At 70.4% G+C, this 19,923-nt stretch carries 21 protein-coding genes, 1 tRNA gene and 1 other RNA gene; 14 read left to right on the top strand and 9 right to left on the bottom strand.

The window, feature by feature from the left end; translation table 11 throughout:
* Nucleotides 1–21: 21 nt before the first annotated feature.
* Entirely contained in the window at nucleotides 22–600 is a 579-nt protein-coding gene (locus ABMQ42_RS08840) for a DUF6928 family protein (protein WP_349722590.1), read from the bottom strand.
* 42 nt (nucleotides 601–642) lie between these two features.
* Here ABMQ42_RS08840 and ABMQ42_RS08835 point away from each other — a divergent pair, with 42 nt between their 5' ends.
* On the top strand, nucleotides 643–1,362 hold the full coding sequence (locus ABMQ42_RS08835; protein ID WP_349722589.1) for a DUF1361 domain-containing protein: 720 nt from the start codon (nucleotides 643–645) through the stop codon (nucleotides 1,360–1,362).
* Here ABMQ42_RS08835 and ABMQ42_RS08830 read toward each other — a convergent pair.
* Nucleotides 1,326–1,730 carry a DUF3054 domain-containing protein gene (locus ABMQ42_RS08830; protein WP_349722588.1) on the bottom strand — a complete coding sequence of 135 codons (405 nt, stop codon included), beginning with the start codon at nucleotides 1,728–1,730 and terminating at the stop codon, nucleotides 1,326–1,328. The two genes, ABMQ42_RS08835 and ABMQ42_RS08830, sit on opposite strands and share 37 nt — an antisense overlap.
* Nucleotides 1,731–1,883: 153 nt before the next feature.
* Between ABMQ42_RS08830 and ABMQ42_RS08825 the strand changes: the two genes are divergently transcribed.
* Nucleotides 1,884–3,374, top strand: coding sequence for a glyceraldehyde-3-phosphate dehydrogenase (locus ABMQ42_RS08825; protein WP_349722587.1), 1,491 nt, complete (start codon nucleotides 1,884–1,886; stop codon nucleotides 3,372–3,374).
* Nucleotides 3,375–3,505: 131 nt separating this feature from the next.
* Nucleotides 3,506–3,934, top strand: a complete 429-nt coding sequence (locus ABMQ42_RS08820) for a TOBE domain-containing protein (protein WP_349722585.1) — start codon at nucleotides 3,506–3,508, stop codon at nucleotides 3,932–3,934.
* A gap of 4 nt (nucleotides 3,935–3,938) precedes the next feature.
* Here the strand turns inward: ABMQ42_RS08820 and ABMQ42_RS08815 are convergent, their stop codons facing one another.
* The gene (locus ABMQ42_RS08815; RefSeq protein ID WP_349722583.1) at nucleotides 3,939–4,331 is read right to left on the bottom strand and encodes a type II toxin-antitoxin system VapC family toxin; all 393 of its coding nucleotides are present in this window, start codon (nucleotides 4,329–4,331) and stop codon (nucleotides 3,939–3,941) included.
* Complete coding sequence (locus ABMQ42_RS08810) at nucleotides 4,328–4,591, bottom strand: type II toxin-antitoxin system Phd/YefM family antitoxin (protein ID WP_349722582.1); 264 nt, start codon at nucleotides 4,589–4,591, stop codon at nucleotides 4,328–4,330. Before ABMQ42_RS08810 ends, ABMQ42_RS08815 begins: the two co-directional genes overlap by 4 nt.
* Before the next feature lie 52 nt (nucleotides 4,592–4,643).
* Between ABMQ42_RS08810 and ABMQ42_RS08805 the strand changes: the two genes are divergently transcribed.
* From ABMQ42_RS08805 to ABMQ42_RS08775, 7 genes are all read left to right on the top strand, one after another.
* Nucleotides 4,644–5,162 (top strand): GNAT family N-acetyltransferase, encoded by a 519-nt coding sequence (locus ABMQ42_RS08805; RefSeq protein ID WP_349722581.1) that lies wholly within the window; start codon nucleotides 4,644–4,646, stop codon nucleotides 5,160–5,162.
* A 24-nt stretch (nucleotides 5,163–5,186) separates the two neighbouring features.
* Entirely contained in the window at nucleotides 5,187–5,888 is a 702-nt protein-coding gene (locus ABMQ42_RS08800) for a HEAT repeat domain-containing protein (protein ID WP_349722580.1), read from the top strand.
* Between the two features lie 58 nt (nucleotides 5,889–5,946).
* On the top strand, nucleotides 5,947–7,029 hold the full coding sequence (locus ABMQ42_RS08795) for a DNA glycosylase AlkZ-like family protein (RefSeq protein ID WP_349722579.1): 1,083 nt from the start codon (nucleotides 5,947–5,949) through the stop codon (nucleotides 7,027–7,029).
* Between the two features lie 73 nt (nucleotides 7,030–7,102).
* Nucleotides 7,103–8,152, top strand: a complete 1,050-nt coding sequence (gnd, locus tag ABMQ42_RS08790; protein ID WP_349722578.1) for a phosphogluconate dehydrogenase (NAD(+)-dependent, decarboxylating) — start codon at nucleotides 7,103–7,105, stop codon at nucleotides 8,150–8,152.
* Nucleotides 8,153–8,154: 2 nt separating this feature from the next.
* Nucleotides 8,155–8,925, top strand: coding sequence for an inositol monophosphatase family protein (locus ABMQ42_RS08785; protein WP_349722577.1), 771 nt, complete (start codon nucleotides 8,155–8,157; stop codon nucleotides 8,923–8,925).
* Nucleotides 8,922–9,320, top strand: coding sequence for a hypothetical protein (locus tag ABMQ42_RS08780; RefSeq protein ID WP_349722576.1), 399 nt, complete (start codon nucleotides 8,922–8,924; stop codon nucleotides 9,318–9,320). Before ABMQ42_RS08785 ends, ABMQ42_RS08780 begins: the two co-directional genes overlap by 4 nt.
* Nucleotides 9,321–9,364: 44 nt before the next feature.
* The gene (locus ABMQ42_RS08775; protein ID WP_349722574.1) at nucleotides 9,365–9,715 is read left to right on the top strand and encodes a metallopeptidase family protein; all 351 of its coding nucleotides are present in this window, start codon (nucleotides 9,365–9,367) and stop codon (nucleotides 9,713–9,715) included.
* Between the two features lie 169 nt (nucleotides 9,716–9,884).
* Here ABMQ42_RS08775 and ABMQ42_RS08770 read toward each other — a convergent pair.
* The 4 genes from ABMQ42_RS08770 to ABMQ42_RS08755 all read right to left on the bottom strand — a co-directional run bounded on the left by ABMQ42_RS08770 (nucleotide 9,885) and on the right by ABMQ42_RS08755 (nucleotide 14,488).
* Nucleotides 9,885–9,972 (bottom strand) — tRNA-Ser (locus tag ABMQ42_RS08770).
* Between the two features lie 28 nt (nucleotides 9,973–10,000).
* Nucleotides 10,001–12,271: a transglutaminase TgpA family protein gene (locus tag ABMQ42_RS08765; protein ID WP_349722572.1), complete on the bottom strand. Its 2,271-nt coding sequence runs from the start codon at nucleotides 12,269–12,271 to the stop codon at nucleotides 10,001–10,003.
* Nucleotides 12,268–13,521 (bottom strand): DUF58 domain-containing protein, encoded by a 1,254-nt coding sequence (locus tag ABMQ42_RS08760; RefSeq protein ID WP_349722571.1) that lies wholly within the window; start codon nucleotides 13,519–13,521, stop codon nucleotides 12,268–12,270. Before ABMQ42_RS08760 ends, ABMQ42_RS08765 begins: the two co-directional genes overlap by 4 nt.
* Nucleotide 13,522: 1 nt before the next feature.
* Nucleotides 13,523–14,488 carry an AAA family ATPase gene (locus tag ABMQ42_RS08755; protein WP_349722719.1) on the bottom strand — a complete coding sequence of 322 codons (966 nt, stop codon included), beginning with the start codon at nucleotides 14,486–14,488 and terminating at the stop codon, nucleotides 13,523–13,525.
* Between the two features lie 179 nt (nucleotides 14,489–14,667).
* On the opposite strand from ABMQ42_RS08755, the gene ffs reads away from it, so the two are divergent.
* Nucleotides 14,668–14,764: signal recognition particle sRNA small type (gene ffs, locus ABMQ42_RS08750), an RNA gene on the top strand.
* Between the two features lie 22 nt (nucleotides 14,765–14,786).
* Here the strand turns inward: ffs and ABMQ42_RS08745 are convergent.
* Entirely contained in the window at nucleotides 14,787–15,263 is a 477-nt protein-coding gene (locus tag ABMQ42_RS08745) for an ATP-dependent zinc protease family protein (RefSeq protein ID WP_349722570.1), read from the bottom strand.
* Between the two features lie 26 nt (nucleotides 15,264–15,289).
* Here ABMQ42_RS08745 and ABMQ42_RS08740 point away from each other — a divergent pair, with 26 nt between their 5' ends.
* Genes ABMQ42_RS08740 through ABMQ42_RS08730 form a run of 3 tightly spaced genes read left to right on the top strand, consistent with a single transcriptional unit; the run spans nucleotide 15,290 to nucleotide 19,916 of the window.
* Nucleotides 15,290–16,489, top strand: a complete 1,200-nt coding sequence (locus tag ABMQ42_RS08740; protein ID WP_349722568.1) for a RimK family alpha-L-glutamate ligase — start codon at nucleotides 15,290–15,292, stop codon at nucleotides 16,487–16,489.
* A gap of 53 nt (nucleotides 16,490–16,542) precedes the next feature.
* On the top strand, nucleotides 16,543–18,690 hold the full coding sequence (pta, locus tag ABMQ42_RS08735) for a phosphate acetyltransferase (protein WP_349722567.1): 2,148 nt from the start codon (nucleotides 16,543–16,545) through the stop codon (nucleotides 18,688–18,690).
* Nucleotides 18,687–19,916, top strand: coding sequence for an acetate/propionate family kinase (locus ABMQ42_RS08730; protein ID WP_349722566.1), 1,230 nt, complete (start codon nucleotides 18,687–18,689; stop codon nucleotides 19,914–19,916). Before pta ends, ABMQ42_RS08730 begins: the two co-directional genes overlap by 4 nt.
* Nucleotides 19,917–19,923 lie beyond the last annotated feature (7 nt).

Here is a 19,923-nt window from a genome sequence, read left to right as displayed (position 1 = left end):
TCCGGTGAATGGATGCCGCGCTCAGCGATCGTCGCGTTCGAACACGTCGAGCGTGACATCGTCCCAGTCGACCTCTCCGTCGAACGAGTACCCGGCGTCGCCGACGAGCTTCAGGGAAGTCGCGAGTGCGGCGTTGGTCAGCTCGAGCCAGTTGTCGGCGGCGACGGCGAACGATTGCTCGAAGCCCTCGGGAGATCCCCAGTCCTGCACCACGCCCGCGACGGCATTCACCGAGATGGAGCGGGTCAGCTCCTCACCCTCCCAGCGGCCGTACGCGAACATGTCGTTCCACGAGCGCGAGGTGATCAGACGGGTGACGGGCCACTCGGTGAGCTTCCGATAGCGCCCGTGCAGGATCTCCGGCGTGTACAGGTGCGCATCGCGTGTCGCGATCAGGATGCCGTCGTCGAACGCACCGATCGCGGGGGAGGTGCGTTCCGGAAAGCACGTCTCCAGGAGCGGTCGTGTCGCGACGGCCCGATACGGAGTCCTGGGGAAGAGCCGCCGCATCGCATCGGCCGTTGCGTCCGGACCGGCAGGGCGAGTGAGGTCGACGGTGCCGTCGCGCGAGCAGACGAGGAAAGCGAATCGGAGCCCCATCCCTTCACACTATTCGCGATCGCGTCTCCTTACTCTGGGACCATGCCCCTGCTCGTCGCGTTCGTCGCCGTCGTCCTGATGAACGTGTACGCGGCTCTCCTCATCTGGCTGCGCGCGGCTGTGTACCGCGTGCCGCTGTACCGGCCGATGCTGCTGAACATCGTGCTGTCGTTCGTGCCCGTGGTGGTGGCGGTCCTCGGCATCGTCGGGCTGCTGGCGATCGGTGCGGTCGGCGTCGCGTTGGACGCGCCCTCGGTGGCCCGGGTGGTGCTGTGGGCATACATCGTGCTCGGCACGATCGCGTGGATCCTCTTCTTCCCGAACGCGATCTACCTGATCACCGAGCTGAACTTCAGCCATCGTCGGGCCGACGATCCCGTTCCGCTGTGGTTCGACATCGTGCAGACACTCACCCTCACGCTGTCCGGCATCGCCAACGCGGTGCTGAGCATGGGCGTCGTCGAGTTCGCCGTCACCGCCGTGGTCATCGACCCGAGAGCGGGCATCCCGGTGTTCAGCTGGGTGTTCGCCGGTGCGGTGATCGTGCTCGGCGCGATCGGTGTGTATCTCGGGCGCTACCTGCGGTTCAACAGTTGGGACGTGCGGCATCCGATCGGGATGCTGCGCAAGCTGCGCGCGCATTTCGCCCAGAAGGGCAAGGCACTCGAGGCGTTCGGCTTCGTGCTCACGCACAGCGTGCTGATCGCCCTCGTATACGTGCCGCTCTACCTGCTCGCCTCCGAGGCGCTGCGCGCGCCCTGACGCCGGCCGACCAGCGTCGCGACCACGCGCCATCCGACGAGCGTGAGCAGCAAGAAGACGCTCGCCACGATGATGAACGGGACCGCGGTGCCCTGACCGCTGACGGCGCGCAGCAGCATCCCGCCCGCGACCGTCACGGCCCACAGAGGCAGGCCGATGCGCACGGGCCGTGCGGGCGAGCGCCAGGCGAACAGGGCCGCCCAGCCCACCAGCAGCGCGACCAGGAACGGCCAGGTCGTCGTCGCGATGCCGCCGAGGCTCAGCGCTTCGCCGTGGCTGGCGCGGCCGATGATCGCGAAGACGATGACGATCACGATGTCGGCGACGAGCGACCAGACGGCGCGAGACGTGCGGAGCTGTTTCGGCATCTGTCCATTGTCGCAGGCGGCGGCATCCCGCCGTTCTCGCAGGTGACCCCCGATATCATGGGGGCATCCCCCTCTTCTTGCGCGCACACGCGTGCGCGCAACCGTTGACAGCGCCGTCGGACCACGATTCCGCTCGGCGTACGAAGGAGTGCCGTGAACAACCCGGTCGACGCCCACCGCCGCAACTGGATCGCCCGTGAGGAGCAGGCCGAGCACCTCATCCCGCTCGTGGGCGGGCTGTACCGCAACCGCGGGGTGGTGACCTCGATCCACGGACGGCGCTTGATCGGCCTGAGCTCGATCGACCTCATCAAGGCGCACCGATTCGCCCGTCAGGCCGGTGCCGAAGAGCTCAGCCTCGACGCCTCGACGGCCGTTCTCGAGGCGCTGACCGTGCTGCAGCCGGGCGCCGCGTCGCTCGACATCGCGCGGCTGTACGACGCCTACGTCGACCGCGGCGACGGCATGGCACTCGTGGACTTCCTGCGCGGCGAACTCGGCGACATCCTCGGCGGACCCGCCGCGCCCGCCGCGCCCACCGACGTCGTGCTGTACGGCTTCGGCCGCATCGGGCGCCTCCTGGCCCGCCTGCTCATCGCGCATGCGGGCAGCGAGTCGGGCCTGCGCCTGCGTGCAATCGTCGTGCGCAAGGGCAGCGAGCACGACCTCGAGAAGCGCGCGAGCCTGCTGCGGCGCGACAGCGTGCACGGGCCCTTCGCCGGAACGCTGGAAGTGGATGCCGCAGCCGGCACCATCCTCGCCAACGGCACCCTCATCCAGGTGATCTACTCGAACGACCCCGCCACCGTCGATTACGAGGCGTACGGCATCCACGATGCGATCATCGTCGACAACACCGGCCGCTGGCGCGACCGCGAAGGGCTCGAGCAGCACCTGCGCGCCAAGGGCGTCGCGCGTGTCCTGCTCACCGCGCCCGGCAAGGGCGACATCAAGAACATCGTTGCGGGCATCAACAGCGACCGGATCACCGCCGACGACCGCATCCTGTCGGCCGCCTCGTGCACCACCAACGCGATCACGCCGGTGCTGGCCGCGATCGACGAGGCGTACGGCGTGCGTCGCGGACACGTCGAGACCGTGCACTCGTACACGAACGACCAGAACCTCATCGACAACTTCCACAGCGGCAGCCGTCGCGGGCGCTCGGCCGCGCTGAACATGGTCATCACCGAGACGGGGGCCGCCAAGGCCGTCGCCAAGGCGCTGCCGCAGCTTGAGGGCAAGCTGACCGGCAGCGCGATCCGCGTGCCCACGCCGGATGTGTCGCTGGCGATCCTGAACCTGCAGCTCGAGCACCCGGCCGAGCGCGATGAGCTCAACTCCTACCTGCGGGCCGTGTCACTGCACTCCAAGCTGCGCCAGCAGGTCGATTACATCGAGTCGCCCGAGGTCGTCTCCACCGACTTCGTCGGCTCGCATCGCGCGGGCATCGTCGACGGGCTGGCGACCATCGCCGACGACGACACAGCGATCGTCTACGTCTGGTACGACAACGAGTTCGGCTACAGCTGCCAGGTGGTGCGCGTCATCGAGACGATGGCGGGAACCCACCCCGCGGTGCTGCCGCCGCGCCTGAACGTCACGCTCGAGACGATGAAGGATCTGGTGCCGGCCGCGGTCTGACCGACCCGCGGATGCGGGCCGATCAGGCGCGGTTCTCCGCGTCCGAGAAGGCTTTCGCCAGAGCCGTTCCGGCCGCTCTAGACTCCGTGTGGACGGTGCTCACGACGCCCGTCACGACAAGGAGATCGCTCATGAAGACCTCGGCTCGCAACCGGCTGTCCGGCACCGTCACCTCGGTCACCGAGGGGGCCGTCAACGACGTCGTCGACCTGGAGGTCGGTGACGGGATCACCGTCTCGGCCGTCGTCACGCACGGCAGCACGCAGCGGCTCGGACTCGCAGCCGGCGTCGAGGCGACCGCGCTCATCAAGGCGCCCTGGGTCGTTCTGGTCACCGACGCCGAGGGTCTGCTGTTCTCGGCGCGCAACCGTTACGACGGGACTGTGACCCGCGTCGAGCGGGGAGCGGTCAACGCCACCATCGACCTCGAGATCGCGGGCGGCCGCACGATCGTCGCCGTCGTCACGAACGAGGGCGTCGACGAGCTCGGCCTGGCCGCGGGCTCGACGGCCACCGCGCTCGTGAAGGCGTCGCACGTCATCCTCGCCGTCGCCGGCTGACGCGTCAGCGCACCTGAGCGCAGGCGGCGTGCAGCGCGAAGCCCTGCGCGCGGAACGCGTCGGCGAGTTCTCGGTCGAACGTCAGGACTTCCGTCACCGTGTCGCTCAGCGCGAAGGCGGTCGCCAGGTGCAGTGCGTCGAGAGTACGCAGGCCACTGTGCAGGGCGATGGCCGCATCAGCAGTCTCGTCGTCGAGCGAGACCAGGGCGACATGAGCGACGAGGTCGGCGACCCGTGCGCGATCGATGCCGCGACGATCAGACACGGCGTGCAGCTCGACGTCGAGAAGGCGGGATGCCACGAACGACGTGCCGTCCGCGAAGAGGCGCCGCACGGCAGCCGTCTCGGGCTCGTCGATGATCGCCTTCAGTGCGGCGGAGGTGTCGAGGTAGATCACGAGCGGTCGCCGCGGATGTCGGCGAGGAGTTCTCGGGTGCTGGCCGGACTGTGCTCGGGGTCGAGGGTCAGGGCGCCATGGGCGGTGGGGATGCGCACGCGCCCAGCGGCGACCAGGGCATCCCAGCGTGAAGGGCTCGGTGGCGAGATCTCCGCAATGGGAACGCCGCGGTCGGTCACCGTCAGGCGCTCGCCTGCCGCAACCCTGCCGAGAACCTTCGCGGTCTGCTGATTCAGCTCCGTCTTCGTCACGCGCGCCATACGGCAATTCTACTAGAAATACTAGTTATGAGCGCCTCGTAGGCTGAAGAGCATGGCCCGAACCGCAGCATCCCGAACCCTCTCCGACGGCGCATTCCTGCGCGAGGCGCAGCCCGGCGATGAGGCGGGCATCCTAGCGTGCATCCAGGCGCTCGCCGACTACGAGCGTGAGCCGGACGCTGTCGAGAACACGGCCGAGATGCTCGCCGAGACGCTGTTCGGCGCCGACCCGCACGCGTACTGCCACGTCGTCGAGCGCGACGGGCGCATCGTCGGCATCGCGCTGTGGTTCCTCACCTATTCGACGTGGACGGGCCGGCACGGCATCTGGCTCGAAGACCTCTTCGTGTACGACACCGAGCGTGGGCGCGGGTACGGCAAGGCACTCATCGCGGCCCTCGCGGCGGTCACGGTCGAACGGGGATACTCGCGCTTCGAATGGACGGTGCTGGACTGGAACGAGCCGTCCATCGCGTTCTACCGGGCGCTCGGGGCAGAGCCGATGGACGAGTGGACGACGCAGCGACTGAGCGGCGGTGCGCTCGAGAGGGTCGCGGCCCTGGCACCGTGATCCCGCGCGCAGTACGATCTTCGCGTGCCGGAATCGGATGCGCTGCCGGCGCTGAAGCGACTCCTCGCCGACGGAGCCCCCACCCGCGTCGCGGACGGCCTCGACGCGCTGTCAGGTCTGCCCGGGCCGCGCGCGAACCTCGCCGTGATCTGGGAGTTCGCACGTACCGCTCCCGACGCGCTCATCACCGCGCTCGCCGATGACCAGCGCGAGTATGTGCGCATGTGCGCGATGACCGGGCTCGGCCGGCTCTGGGCCGACGGTGCAGATGTCGAGCCCGTGCTCCGTGCGGCCGCCGCAGACCCGCGCTGGCGCGTGCGCGAGGCGGTGGCGATGGCGCTCCAGCTCAGGGGAGAGCGGGATGCCGCGGGCTGGCGCGCCGCGTGCGTGCGGTGGGCATCGGCCGAGCCGTATGTCGCGCGTGCGGGTGTGGCGGGTGCATGCGAACCTCGTCTGCTGAAGGACGGGACGTCGGCGGATGCTGCGCTCGACACGTGCGCGACGGCGACGAGGACGCTGCGGGCAGTGGCGCCGGAGCACCGCCGTGATGACGCGGTGCGCGTTCTGCGGCAGGCGCTCGGCTACGGCTGGAGCGTCGCTGTCGCCGCGGCGCCGTCGCGGGGCCTGGCCCTGTTCGCCGCTCTCGGCACCGCGGATCCCGATGTCGCGTGGGTCGTGCGCGAGAATCGCAAGAAGTCACGGTTGCGGCGGTTGCTCGGGCCGTGAGGGGCCGCTGCCGCATCCCGCCTTCCCGACGTCGGAGGTGCGCAGTAGCCTCGACCGCGTGGTGCATGAGCTGACTCGCGACCAGGCGCGGCGCATCGCCGTGCGCGCCCAGCTGCTCGACGCCGATCGTCCCGGTGACGTCGTCGAGGTCGCCGAGCAGCTCGGGCACCTGAAGATCGATCCGACGGCGGTGATCGCGCCCTGCGAGCACACGACGCTGTTCAGCCGCATCGGCTGGTCGTATGAGGCCGGGCAGCTGAAGAAGGCCGTTGAGGACGACCGGCTGCTCTTCGAGTTCGACGGCACCTTCCGGCCGACGAGTCTGCTGCCGCTCATGCTGCCCGCGATGCGACAGTGGCCGCGATACGAGAAGACGCGGGTCTGGATGGAGGCGAACGCCGCCTTCGCCCGTGAGATCGTCGCGCGGCTGCGTGCGGAGGGGCCGCTGCTCGCCGAGCAGATCCCCGACACCGCCGCAGTCGAGCGCGACTCGGCCGACGGCTGGTACGGCCCGAACCAGGTGCCGCGCATGCTCGAGGCGTTGAGTCGGCAGGGCGTCGTCGCCGTCACCCGGCGCGAGGGACGCATGAGGGTCTGGGACCTCGCGGAGCGCGTGTTCCCGCAGGATCTGCCCGAGTACCCCGACGACGAGGCGGATCGGATGCTGCGTGAGCGGCGTCTGCAGGCGCACGGCGTCGTGAAGGAGAACTCCCCGTGGACGCGCGTGGGCGACGTCGGTGAACCGGCCCGCGTCGAGGGCTCGAAGTGGAAATGGCGGGTCGATCCCGAGGCGCTCGCGCACGCCGACGACGAGGTGGACGGGCGGGTCGCCTTCCTGAACCCGTACGACGGCATGATCGCCGACCGTCCGCGCATCAAGGAGGTGTTCGGGTTCGAGTACGTGCTCGAACAGTTCAAACCCAAGGCGCAGCGCGTCTACGGGTACTTCGCGCATCCGATCCTGATGGGCGATCGCTTCGTCGGCCTGCTCGACGCGACGGTCGACAAGAAGCAGGAGGTGCTGCGCGTCGACGCGATCCACGAGCTGCTGCCGTTCGAGCCCGAAGAGCACGAGATGGTCCGCGCCGAGCTCGACGAGCTCGCCGAGTGGCTGGGGCTGCCGATCGCCGAGGGGCGGTGAACCCGAGGCTGCGGTCCTAGACTGCCGACGTGCGCGCCGTGCGCGAGAGGAGAGGGACACGATGCAGCTGGGAATGATCGGACTCGGACGGATGGGCGCCAACATCGTGCGCCGTCTGATGCGCGACGGGCACGAGTGCGTCGTGTTCGACACCAACAAGGACGCGGTCGCCGCCCTCGTCGATGAGGGCGCCACGGGTGCTGCGACGCTCGCGGAACTCGCCGAGAAGCTGACCACCCCGCGCGCCGCGTGGGTGATGGTTCCGGCATCCATCACCGGCAAGGTCGTCGACCAGCTCGCCGACGTCTTCGACGAAGGCGATGCGATCATCGACGGCGGCAACTCGAACTATCGCGACGACGTCCGCCGGGCCGCGGCGCTCGAGAAGCGCGGCATCGACTACATCGACGCGGGCACCTCGGGCGGCGTGTTCGGACTCGAGCGCGGCTACTGCCTCATGATCGGGGGTCCGGATGCCGCGGTCACGCGCCTCGAACCGATCTTCAAGACGATCGCGCCCGGGCCGGGCGAGATCGAGCGCACGCCGGGGCGTGACGGTGCCTACGCGCCCGAGGAGCAGGGGTATCTCCACTGCGGCCCGAGCGGCGCCGGACACTTCGTGAAGATGGTGCACAACGGCATCGAGTACGGCATCATGGCGGCGCTCGCCGAGGGGCTGAACATTCTGCAGAACGCCGATGCCGGCACGCGCGAAGCCGAGCACTCGGCCGAGATCGCACCGCTGGAAGAACCCGAGTTCTACAAGTTCGACATCGACACCCCCAAGGTCGCCGAGCTGTGGCGGCGGGGCTCGGTGATCTCGTCATGGCTGCTCGACCTGACCGCCGCGGCGCTGGAGCAGAATCACGACCTGCACGGGCTGGCCGGCCGGGTCTCCGACTCCGGGGAGGGGCGCTGGACGGTCAAGGCCGCGGTCGATGTCGGCGTGCCGGCGCCGGTGCTGGCGGCATCCCTCTTCGAACGCTTCGCATCGCGCGACGAGGACCACTACGCCAACCAGCTGCTGTCGGCGATGCGGCTGCAGTTCGGCGGGCACCAGGAGCTTCCCACGGGCGATGTGCTGGAGGCGGGCGGGCGCAAGGCCGAGCACGAACAGGGATGAGCATGGATCTCGAGCGGGCACGCCACCTCGCGGTCGAACTCGCGCGAGATGCGGGTGACTTCGCCGTCGAGGAGCGCAACCGTGCCGAAGTCGAGCTGAAGGGCGAGTGCGGCGACGTCGTCACCTACGTCGACCGCGAGTGCGAGCGGCGCATCGTCGAGCGGATCCGCGCGCAGTATCCGGGCCACGCGATCCTCGGCGAGGAGACGGGCCGGCACGGCCCCGAGGGCGCGGAGTACCGGTGGCTGATCGATCCGCTCGACGGCACGAACAACTACGTCCTGGGCATCGACTACTTCGGCGCCTGCGTGACGCTGTGTCATGACGACGATCCCGTGGTCGCGGTCATGCACAATTCGACGGCGCGTCACACCTACTCGGCGACCGCCGGCGGGGGAACCCGTGTCGACGAGCACCCCATCACGATGCCCGCGCCGGGGCCGCTCGATCAGGCGACCGTCGCCTGGACGCAGGGGTATCACACCTCCGCGTACGACAAGGAGCGCAATGCGGCCTTCGCGGCGCTCGAGTACCGTGCGCGCCGGGTGCTGCGCACCTGGTGCCCGGCGGTCGACTGGGGGCTCATCATCAGCGGGACGGTCGCGGGCATGGTCGCGTACCGGTCGGAGGAGTGGGACCGGCTCGGGGGAGTGCTGCTCGCCCGCGAAGCGGGAGCGGAGGTGCGGACGATCGGCCGCTGGACCGTCGCCGCGCATCCCGTGCTCATCGACGAGCTCGTCGACCTGCTGGCGATCGGGAGCGATGCGGGATGACGCGGCTCGCTATCGACGCCGAGGTGGCGCTGCGGCTCATCATCGAGGGGCGCCCGATCGGCGAGGGGCACACTCTGGTGGGTGCGGCGTCGCTGCGCTCGCTCGTGTCGGCGGAGCTGTATCGCCGGGTGCGCGCAGGTGAGCTCGAGACCCGCGCCGGCCGCGAGCTGCTCGAGCGAGTCGCCGAGCTGAGGATCCGGCTGCTCGGAGATCGCGGGTCGCGCGCGATGGCATGGAAGCTGGCGAGTGAGCTGGGGCGCGATGAGATCGGGCCGATAGAGACGCTGGCCGTGGCCGTGCTGCAGGCCGATGCGCTGGTGACCGACGATCCTGGGCTTGTGGCCGCGGCCGAGGGGCGGGTGCCGCTCGCGGGGTATGACGCGTTGTTCGGGTGACGTGAGGGATGCCACCCCCTGATGCGCACGGGCAGGATGGGGTCATGGTCGAGATCTCGGACGACGACTTCGAGCGAATGGTGTCGGAGGTGTTCGACGCTCTGCCCGATGACATGGTGCGCGGGCTCGAGAACGTCGGGATCGTCATCGAGAACCAGCCCGCGGGGCAGCGACCGAGGCTGTTCGGGCTGTACCGCGGGCATCCGCTGACCAAGCGCGGGGTCTACGGCTTCGGCGAGCTTCCCGACCGGATCACGCTGTACAAGAACAACATGCAGGAGCACAGCACCGACCTCGATGCGCTGCGCACGCGGGTGCGCATCACCCTCGTGCACGAGATCGGTCACTACTTCGGGCTCGACGACGCCCGGCTGCGCGAGCTCGGCTGGGCGTAGGGAGCGCGGGCACGGCGCTCGCCGAGAACACAGATCTGGCGCCGTTGCGCGGTTCACGCGGTCGGTGCGTGCAACGGCGACAGATCTTCTGCGGCGGCATACTGAGACCGGCGTGACACCGGCAGTCACGCTGCTCTCAACAATCCACCCGGTCGCGAGCGGTTTCTGATGGCGGAGGATAGGGGATTCGAACCCCTGAGGGCTTGCACCCAACACGCTTTCCAAGCGTGCGCCATAGGCCACTAGGCGAATCCTCCAGGCGGCCCCGGAGGGCCGCAGACCATCCTACCGGGTCGCGGCCGATGCTCCGTCCCGCGCGAACACGCTGCCGGGCTTGACGACCAGCGACCGCGGGAACAGCAGGGCGCGCAGACGCCTGCCGCTCGACACCGACAGATAGAGGCCCGCGCGCACGGCGGCCGCGGCATCCCGCACCGCACGGCCGTCGGCACGGGCGCCGACATCCGCATACGCGGCCTCTTCGACCGCGCGCACGAGCAGGAGAGTCTCGGCATCGGGGGCGCCGTGCTCGCGCACGAGACGAGTGCCCAAGGCACGCGGCGACTCCGACACCGGAACCGGCACGCCCAGGTCGATGGCCGTCTCGCGCACCGAGTTCCAGGCGGCCAGCGCGTCGCCCCGCCGGGCCGCGTCATCCCGCCTCCGGCGCCGCAGCGCGCCCAGCAGGAGCGGCACGAGCAGGAGCAGCACGACACCGGCCGCCCCGAGCGCCCACGGCAGCAGGTTCGCGGCGGCGTGCGCACCGGAGCCCGTATTCGCATCGTCGGCGCGCAGCCCGCGCTCGTCGGCGCTCGTCGACGGGCTCACCGACGCGGTCGGCGTCTGAGAGGGCGCGTCCGTCGGGTTCAGGTCGTCGCCTCCGCCGGCCGCTGCCGGCAGGAAGCCGGTGGGCGAGCCGAGGCTCTTCGTCGGCTCGAAACCGACCCAGCCGATGCCGGAGAAGTACACCTCGGGCCACGCGTGCAGCTGGGAACTCGACACCGTGTAGGTGATCGGGTCGCCCTCGGTGACCTTCGAGGTGTCGGCGGTGCCGGGCAGATACCCGACGACGATGCGCGACGACATGCCCAGCACCCGTGCCATGATCGCGAACGCCGAGGCGAAGTGGATGCAGTAGCCCTTCTTCTCGCGGAGGAAGTCGGAGACCGCCGACACGCTCGACCCGTCGAAGCCCTCCTGGACCGGGGCGGTCAGTGAGTACTCGAAGTCGGGACCGCGGAACCAGTTCTGCAGATCGAGCAGCGCGTCGTAGTCGCTCGCCGCCCCGTCGGTCACCTGATATGCGGCCTGCGTGATGTTCGAGGGGATCACCGCCTGCAGCCCCATGGCGTCGGCGGCGCCGCTGTGTGCGGTGCTGGCCTCGATCTGCTCGAGCGTGGGGTTGGGCACCTCGGCCGTCACCGTGTAGTCGGCGCCCGAGGTCGAGACCGTGCCGTCGCTGACGAGCGTGTGGTTCGACGACATCGTCAGCCAGCCCTCGCCGAGACCCTTGATGGTGGTGGCGGGGTAGGGGAGCGGCAGGTAGCGGGCGTTCAGCGCGTCGATGTGGATCGTCGTCGTCGTCTTCTTGACGGGGATGTCGGCATCGGTTCGGGGTGTGCCGAAGGCGGTGTCTCCCTCCAGACGCGAGGTGGCCTCGGAGTCGGGTTTCCAGATGTCTTCGTTGAACGACGACAGCGTGGCCGCGCGCAGATATGGCGCGCCGATGCCCGTGGTGGTGAGCGTGAGCACCGTCACCGGGTCGGGGCGCCGCAGGTCACGACCGAGATCGAGGCTCGCGTTGATCGACGTGCCTCCGGCGAAGCCCGACCCCGCCCGGACCGGCGGCGCGGGCAGCAGCGGCGTCGCCGCCACGGCGACGAGCACGGCGACCAGGCCGATCGACAGCGCGATCGCCGATGTGCTGCTGGGCGGCGTGGGCACCGCGCGCGGAGGCTGGTGGCGGGTGCGGGTCTCGGCCCTCAGCAGGAACAGGATCGCGGCGGCGAGCACGACGAAGCCGATCACATCGAACGGACCGGGCACCGCCAGCGACGGGATGAGCGAGACGGCGATGAGGGCGATGGCCGCGGCCAGCGGCAGCCGGGCCGTGAGCACGATGTGGTCGACGACGATGGCGACCGCCCCCGCCGCGGTCACGATGCAGAACGCCAGCGCGGTCGTCTCCGGCAACGGGGCGGTGCCGAGCTGGATCTGCCCGATCGTCTCGCGCACGAGGTCGGGCACCACCCGCAGCGTGTGCAGCGTCGGGATGACGAAGACGATCGCCGCGTCGCGCAGGAAGGTCCCGGTGACCAGCACGACCCAGACGCCGATCTCGATGAGCGACACGACCGGCGCCGCCAGGCCGATCCGGCGCCCGACGAAGCCGACGGCGAACACCGCACCGCTCACGATCAGGACACCGAAGATCCAGGCGCCGGGCTCGATGACGCCGAGCAACGGCGCGAGCGCCGCCAGCAGCGCCGCCCACGACGCGATAGACAGGGAGAGGTACGCGCCGCTGCGCTGCCGCGGCGTCGCGGGCGCGCTCACGATGCGGCCTCGGCGGCGACCACGTCGGCGTGTGCGACGCGCAGCCAGGCTTCTCGCAGCGAGGTGCCGGGGGCGATGGATGCCGCATACCAGCCGGTCGCGGCGGCCCGCTCGATCGCGTCCGAGGCGCCGTCGGTGGTCAGCAGCACCGGGTGCACGCTGTGCGCGGGAACGGGTGCCAGCGCGTCGACGTCGTCGGCGGTCAGTGCGCCGGTGATCACCACGAGCGGCCCGGTCGTCGCCCCCGACCAGAGATGCCCGAGCGTCGCGAGGTGGGCCGAGCCCTGTGCGGTGACGGTCGCGAACCGCGCGACGAGCACGGCGACGGCGGACTGCTCGCCGCCGGGCACGACCTCCGACAGCGGTGTGCCGTCGACGTCGATCACCTGCACGGCATAGCCGTCGCGCACGAGGGCGTTCACCGCCGAGACGCATGCGTCCACCGCCGCCTCGAACGCGGGGTCGGCCCCCGGCCGGTCCGCGGCATCCGCCCCCCATCGCGCCTTCGCACGGTCGAGGACGACCGTCGCCTCCGGGGTCGACTCCTGCTCCTCTTCGCGCACCATGAGCATGTCGCGGTGCGCGGTGGCGCGCCAGTGGATGCGCCGCATCGAGTCGCCGGGCTGATACGGCCGGGCGATGAGGTTGTCGGAGCCCTGGCCGAGCCGGGTCGTGGTGGCCTGCAGCATCCCGCCCGTGGCGCCCGCGAACGCCGTCAGCGGGGGCAGCTCGATGCACTGCGGGGTGACGATGAGGCGCGTCGTGTCGCCGACCTCGGCGACGCGCCGAGCGATGCCGAACGGGTCGCGGACGGTCAGATCGAGCGGGCCCAGCCAGTGCACGCCGCGCTGCGTGGCGTGCAGGTCGTAGACGAGGTCGACGGCGCGGTCGCCGCCGCGCAGCCCCGAGCCGAGCGCCGGGAAGCGGCCGTCGGTCCGGCCCTCGAGCCCCTCGGGAACCCGGTCCTCCCAGGTGCCGGGCGTCGTCGGCAATGCCGTGCGCACGCTGACGTGCACCGTGACGCGCACGTCGTCGCCGACGGGCACCGCGGGCGGCGACGACGATCGGGTGAGCTCCACGTCGCGGCGCGTGATGTGCAGGGCGATCAGGCTCACGATCACGAGCGCGGTGAGGAAGACGCCGAACGCCAGCAGCTGGATCGCGCCGAGTTGCGCGGCGGCGATGAAGCACGCGATCGCCAGCACGCCGGCGCCGGTGCCCCGGGCGGTGAGCGGCCATGCGCGTCTCATGTCAGGCTCCGGCTGCCAGTGGCACGGGCACAGTCGCCGCGAGACGCTGCAGGATCGCGATGACGGCGTCGCTGCCGCTGCGGCCGCGCACGCTCGAGGCGCGGGCGGGGATGAGCCGGTGCGCGAACACCGGGATCAGCAGCGCGCTGATGTCGTCGGGGATGACGAAGGCCCGTCCGTCGAGCGCGGCCCACACCTTCGCGGCGCGCACGAGCTGCAGCGTCGCGCGGGGGCTCGCGCCCAGACGCAGGTCGGGGTGCACGCGGGTCGCCTGCGCCAGCGCGACCGCATACTGCTCGACCGCGGCCGACACATGCACGCGGCGGGCCCATGAGATCAGCGCGCGCACCGAGCCGGCGTCGGTGACCGGCCGGATCGCGGTCAGGGGATTGGCGGAATCGCGCTCGCGGAGCATCTGCGCCTCGGCCGCGGCATCCGGGTATCCCATCGAGATCCGCATCATGAACCGGTCGCGCTGCGCCTCGGGCAGCGCGTAGGTGCCCTCCATCTCGAGCGGGTTCTGGGTCGCGACGACCAGGAACGGGTCGGGCAGCGGGTGCGTGCGTCCGTCGACGGTGACCTGCCCCTCCTCCATGGCCTCGAGCAGCGCCGACTGCGTCTTGGGGGACGAGCGGTTGATCTCGTCGGCGATCACGATGTTCGCGAAGACGGCACCGGGCTTGAACTCGAACTCGCGGTCGCCGGGGTTGAAGACCGAGACGCCGGTCACGTCGCTGGGCAGCAGATCGGGAGTGAACTGGATGCGGCGGACCGTCGCCTCGACGGTGGCCGCCAGCGCCCGCGCGAGCATCGTCTTGCCGACGCCCGGCACGTCTTCGATGAGCAGATGTCCCTCGGCCAGCAGCACCACGAGGGCGCTGCGCACGGCGTCGGGCTTGCCATCGATCACGCGCGAGACCTCGGCGAGGATCCGGCCGGTCGTCTCGGCGAAGGCCGACGGGCCCATCGACGGCGCGTCGGCGGCAGGGGAGGAGGAGGTCGTCGTCTGCTGCTGAGGCATCGGGCAGTCCTTCGCGGGTCGGACGCGGGCGCCATCGCCCGTGTGTTCCGATCGTAACGCGCGGCGGCGACGCCGGTGTCTGGGAAGGCCGGGTGAAGGTGCCGCCGCGGTTCGGCTAGACTGGTGTCAGCTCTCCGCGAGGCGGCATCCAGGCCAATTCCCCCAGGACGGAAACGTAGCAAGGGTAACCGGGCTCTGCCGGGTTCGCGGAGAGTCTTTCTTTTGCCCCGAAGAGGCCGACGACTCAGTCCCGCCCGCGGTTGCGCCGGCGGGTGTGGCGCGGTGCGCGGCCGCCGACGAACGAGCGCGCCGAGTCGACGACGAACCCCTGGCGCAGGGCCTCGCGGCCGATCAGCATGCGAAAGCCCATCTCATCGCGGTTCGACAACGTCACCTCGGCGGTGATCGACCGTCCGAGCAGCACGATGTCCATGAGCACGACATAGCGCTCGTCACGGTGACCCGACGAGCTGCGGACGGTGCGACGGTCATGCACGGCGCACTCGTAGGTCGCGGCATCCTCGTCCGATTCCTGCCACGGCAGCACGCGGAACCGCACCCGATCGCCGTCACCGGGGACCGGCTCGACGTCGAAGGCGTGCAGCGACGACGAGCGCGCGCCGGTGTCGAGCTTCGCCTTGATCCACGGGATGCCGAGTTCGGGCAGGCTCACCCACTCGCGCCACCCCGCGATGGTGCTTGGATGGGTATTCTCGGTCATCCGTCCATCTTGGCAGGGCACTCCTCATGAAACTCGCGATCCTCTCCCGCGCGCCGCAGTCGTATTCGACGCAGCGGCTGCGCACGGCCGCCGCGCAGCGCGGGCACCGGGTCAAGGTGCTCAACACCCTCCGGTTCGCGATCGATCTGTCGGGCGAAGAGCCCGACCTGTGGTTCCGCGGGCGACCGCTCAGCGACTACGACGCGATCCTGCCGCGCATCGGCAACTCGATCACCTACTTCGGCACGGCCGTGGTGCGCCAGTTCGAGCAGATGGACGTGTACACGCCCAACACCGCCAACGGCATCGCGAACGCGCGCGACAAGCTGCGGGCGAACCAGATCCTCTCCCGGCACAACATCGCGCTGCCGGCCACGGCGTTCGTGCGCAACCGCGCCGACGTGCGCCCCGCGATCGAGCGGGTGGGCGGGGCGCCGGTCGTGATCAAGCTTCTGGAGGGCACGCAGGGCATCGGCGTGATCCTCGCGCCGCAGGTCAAGGTCGCCGAGGCGATCATCGAGACGCTGCACTCGACGAAGCAGAACGTGCTCATCCAGAAGTTCATCGCCGAGAGCCGGGGCCGCGACATCCGCGCCCTCGTGGTCGGCGACCGCGTGGTCGCCGCGATGCGCCGCGTCGCGAACGGCGACGAGTTCCGCTCGAACGTGCACCGCGGCGGCACGGTCGAGCCCGTCACCCTCGACCCCGAGTTCGAGGCGACCGCCGTGCGCAGCGCGCAGATCATGGGTCTGCGCGTCGCGGGCGTCGACATGCTCGAGAGCGATGACGGCCCCCTGGTGATGGAGGTCAACTCCTCGCCGGGGCTGCAGGGCATCGAGACGGCCACCAAGCTGGACGTGGCGGGCGCGATCATCGACTACATCGCCAATCAGGTCGGCTTCCCCGAGATCGACGTGCGCCAGCGCCTGACCGTCTCGACGGGCTACGGCGTGGCAGAACTGCTCGTGCACGCCGACGCGGGGCTTGTCGGGCAGAGCCTGGGCGAGTCGGGGCTGTGGGAGCGCGACATCACCGTGCTCACCGTGCATCGCGGCGCCACGGTCATCCCGAACCCGCGCAAGGGCGTCGTGCTCGAGGTGGGCGACCGGCTGCTGTGCTTCGGCAAGCTCGAGGAGATGCGCTCGATGATCCCCGAGCGGCGCCGACGGCGGCAGCGGGTGCGCAGGCTTCCGCAGGAGCCCATCGCCGACGCGCCGATCGGCTGATTGCCACGGCCCGGTCCCGCCCGCGCGGGCCCTCCCGCACCTAGGCTGAAGTCGTGGCGCAGAGCATCTTCATCACGTCGGCCGAAGGCCATTCGGGCAAGTCCACGATCGCGCTGGGGGTGCTCGACGCGCTCAGCCATGCGACGCCGCGCGTCGGCGTGTTCCGGCCGATCGCCCGCTCGACCGCCGAGCGCGACTACGTGCTCGACATGCTGCTCGAGCATGACGGGGTCGACCTCGCCTACGACGAGTGCATCGGCGTCACCTACGACGATGTGCACGCCGATCCCGAGGCGGCGCTGGGGGTCATCGTCGAGCGCTACAAGGCCGTCGAGGCGCGGTGCGACACCGTCGTGATCCTCGGCAGTGACTTCACCGACGTCGGCAGCCCGGCCGAGCTCGGCTACAACGCGCGCATCGCGGCGAACCTGGGCGCGCCGGTGCTGCTGGTGCTGGGCGGGCGATCGCAGGAGGGGCTGGGCGAGCAGCTCGGCACCTCACGGCCACGCACCGCCGAGCAGATGGGGCAGATCACCGCGCTGGCGCTGGCAGAGCTCGTGCACGGGCGCGCCGAGCTGTTCGCGGTCATCGCGAACCGCACTGATCCGGAGGCGCTCGTCGAGACCACGGCGGCGGTGAAGTCGGTGGTGGATGCCTCGGCCTTCGGCTCCGGCATCCCGATCTGGGCCCTTCCCGAAGACCGCGTCCTGGTGGCGCCGTCCGTGCGCGGAGTGATGCGCTCGCTCGACGCCACGCTCATCAAGGGCGACCCCGAGCTGCTGACCCGCGAGGTGCTCGACGTCGTGGTCGCCGGCATGTCCATGGACAACGTGCTGCCGCGGCTGCAGGAGAGCGCGCTGGTCGTGGTGGCCGCCGACCGCACCGATGTGCTGCTGGCGACGCTGCTGGCCAACGCCTCGGGCACGTTCCCGTCGCTTGCCGGCATCGCCTTGAACGGGCCCTTCCCGCTGCCGGACGCGATCGAGCGACTCATCGAGGGCCTCGGCTCGTCGCTGCCGATCCTCAGCACCGAGTACGGCACGTATGAGACCGCGCTGCGCATCATGCGCACGCGCGGGCGGCTCGCCGCCGACTCGCAGCGCCGCTATGACACGGCGCTGGCGATGTTCGAGCAGCACGTCGACGTCGACGAGCTGACACGGGCCCTGGGCCTGGCGCGCTCGACGGTGGTCACGCCGCTCATGTTCGGCTACCAGCTCGTCGAGCGGGCACGCAACGACCGCAAGCGCATCGTGCTGCCCGAGGGAGACGACGACCGCGTGCTGCGGGCCGCCGCCACCGTGCTGGCACGGGGAATCGCCGACATCACGATCCTCGGCGAGCCGATCGAGGTGCGCAATCGCGCCATCGAGCTGGGCATCGACATCAGCGAGGCGCAGGTGCTGAGCCCGTTCGACGCGGTCCACGTCGACAAGTTCGCGCACGAATACGAACGGCTGCGGGCGCACAAGGGCATGACCTATGCGCGGGCGGCCGACACCGTCACCGACGTGTCGTACTTCGGCACGCTCATGGTGCACGCGGGCTTGGCTGACGGCATGGTGTCGGGTGCGGCGCACACCACGGCGCACACGATCCGGCCGGCGTTCGAGATCATCAAGACGAAGCCGGGGGTCTCGGTCGTCTCGAGCGTGTTCCTGATGGCGCTCGCCGACCGCGTGCTCGTCTACGGCGACTGCGCGGTGATCCCCGATCCGACCAGCGAGCAGCTTGCCGACATCGCGGTCTCGTCGGCTGCCACCGCTTCGCAGTTCGGCATCGAGCCGCGCGTCGCGATGCTGTCGTACTCGACGGGCGAGTCGGGCGCCGGCGCCGACGTGGAGAAGGTGCGCGAGGCCACCGCGCTGGTGCGCGAACGGGCGCCCCGGCTGCCGGTGGAGGGGCCGATCCAATACGACGCGGCGGCCGATGCCGCCGTGGCCGCGGCCAAGATGCCGGGGTCGGATGTCGCGGGCCGGGCGACGGTCTTCATCTTCCCCGACCTGAACACCGGCAACAACACGTACAAGGCCGTGCAGCGCTCCGCCGGCGCCGTGGCCATCGGCCCGGTGCTGCAGGGCCTGAACAAGCCCATCAACGACCTGTCGCGCGGCGCACTCGTCGACGACATCGTGAACACGATCGCCATCACCGCGATCCAGGCGCAGGGCACGGCATCCACCACCGGAGAAACCGCATGAGCATCGTCCTCGTCGTCAACAGCGGCTCGAGTTCGTTCAAGTACCAGCTGCTCGACATGGAGACCGAGGGCGTCCTCGCCTCGGGACTCGTCGAGCGCATCGGGCAGGAGACGGGCCGGTGCCGGCACACCGTGCACGTCACGGCGGCCGAGGGTGAACCGGCCCCGACGATGCTCGACGCGACCTACGAGCGCGAGCTGCCGATCCCCGATCACTTCGCCGGCTTCGCGGCGATGCTCGAGGACTTCGGCGCCCACGGTCCGAATCTCGCCGACAACGCGCCCGACGCGGTCGGGCATCGGGTCGTGCACGGCGGTGCGCGGTTCTTCGAGCCCACCCTCGTCACGCCGCTCGTCGAGATCAACATCGAAGAGCTCGAGGTGCTGGCGCCGCTGCACAACCCCGCGAACCTCGCCGGGATCATCGCCGCCAAGCGCGCCTTCCCGGGCGTGCCGCATGTGGCGGTGTTCGACACCGCCTTCCATCAGACGCTGCCGCCCGACGCCTACACCTATGCGATCGACGCGGAGCTGGCGGCGCATCACCGCATCCGGCGCTACGGCTTCCACGGCACCTCGCACAAGTACGTCAGCGAGGCGGCGGCGACCTTCCTCGACCGGCCGGTCGCGGAGCTGAAGCAGATCGTGTTCCACCTCGGCAACGGCGCGTCGGTGACGGCCGTCGACGGCGGGCGCTCGGTCGAGACGTCGATGGGCTTCACGCCACTGGAGGGGCTCGTGATGGGCACGCGGTCGGGCGACATCGACCCGGCCGCACTGTTCCAGCTGCACCGGCGTGCGGGCCTGGACGTCGACGCCCTCGACGACCTGCTCAACAAGCGCAGCGGGCTGAAGGGGCTCAGCGGCTTCTCCGACATGCGCGATGTGATGGCCGGCCGGCAGCGCGGCGAGGCCGCCGCGACGCTCGCGTACGACGTGTACGTGCACCGGCTGCGGGCGTACGCCGGGGCGTACCTGGCGCAACTGGGCGGGGCGGACGTGATCTCGTTCACCGCCGGCATCGGCGAGAACGCCCCTGCCGTGCGGGCGGACGCGCTGGCGACCCTCGGATTCGTCGGTGTGGAGGTGGATGCCGCGCGCAACGAGTCCCCGGACCGCGGCATCCGCGTCATCTCCACCGACGCCTCCGCCGTCACGGTGCTGGTCGTGCCGACGAACGAAGAGCTCGAGATCGCCCGCCAGACGCTGCAGGCCGCCGGGGCATGAAGGAGGA

This window comes from Microbacterium sp. KR10-403 (genome assembly GCF_040196215.1).
In the GTDB taxonomy this organism is placed as follows: domain Bacteria; phylum Actinomycetota; class Actinomycetes; order Actinomycetales; family Microbacteriaceae; genus Microbacterium.
This window is presented reverse-complemented; position numbering and strand designations above follow the sequence as displayed.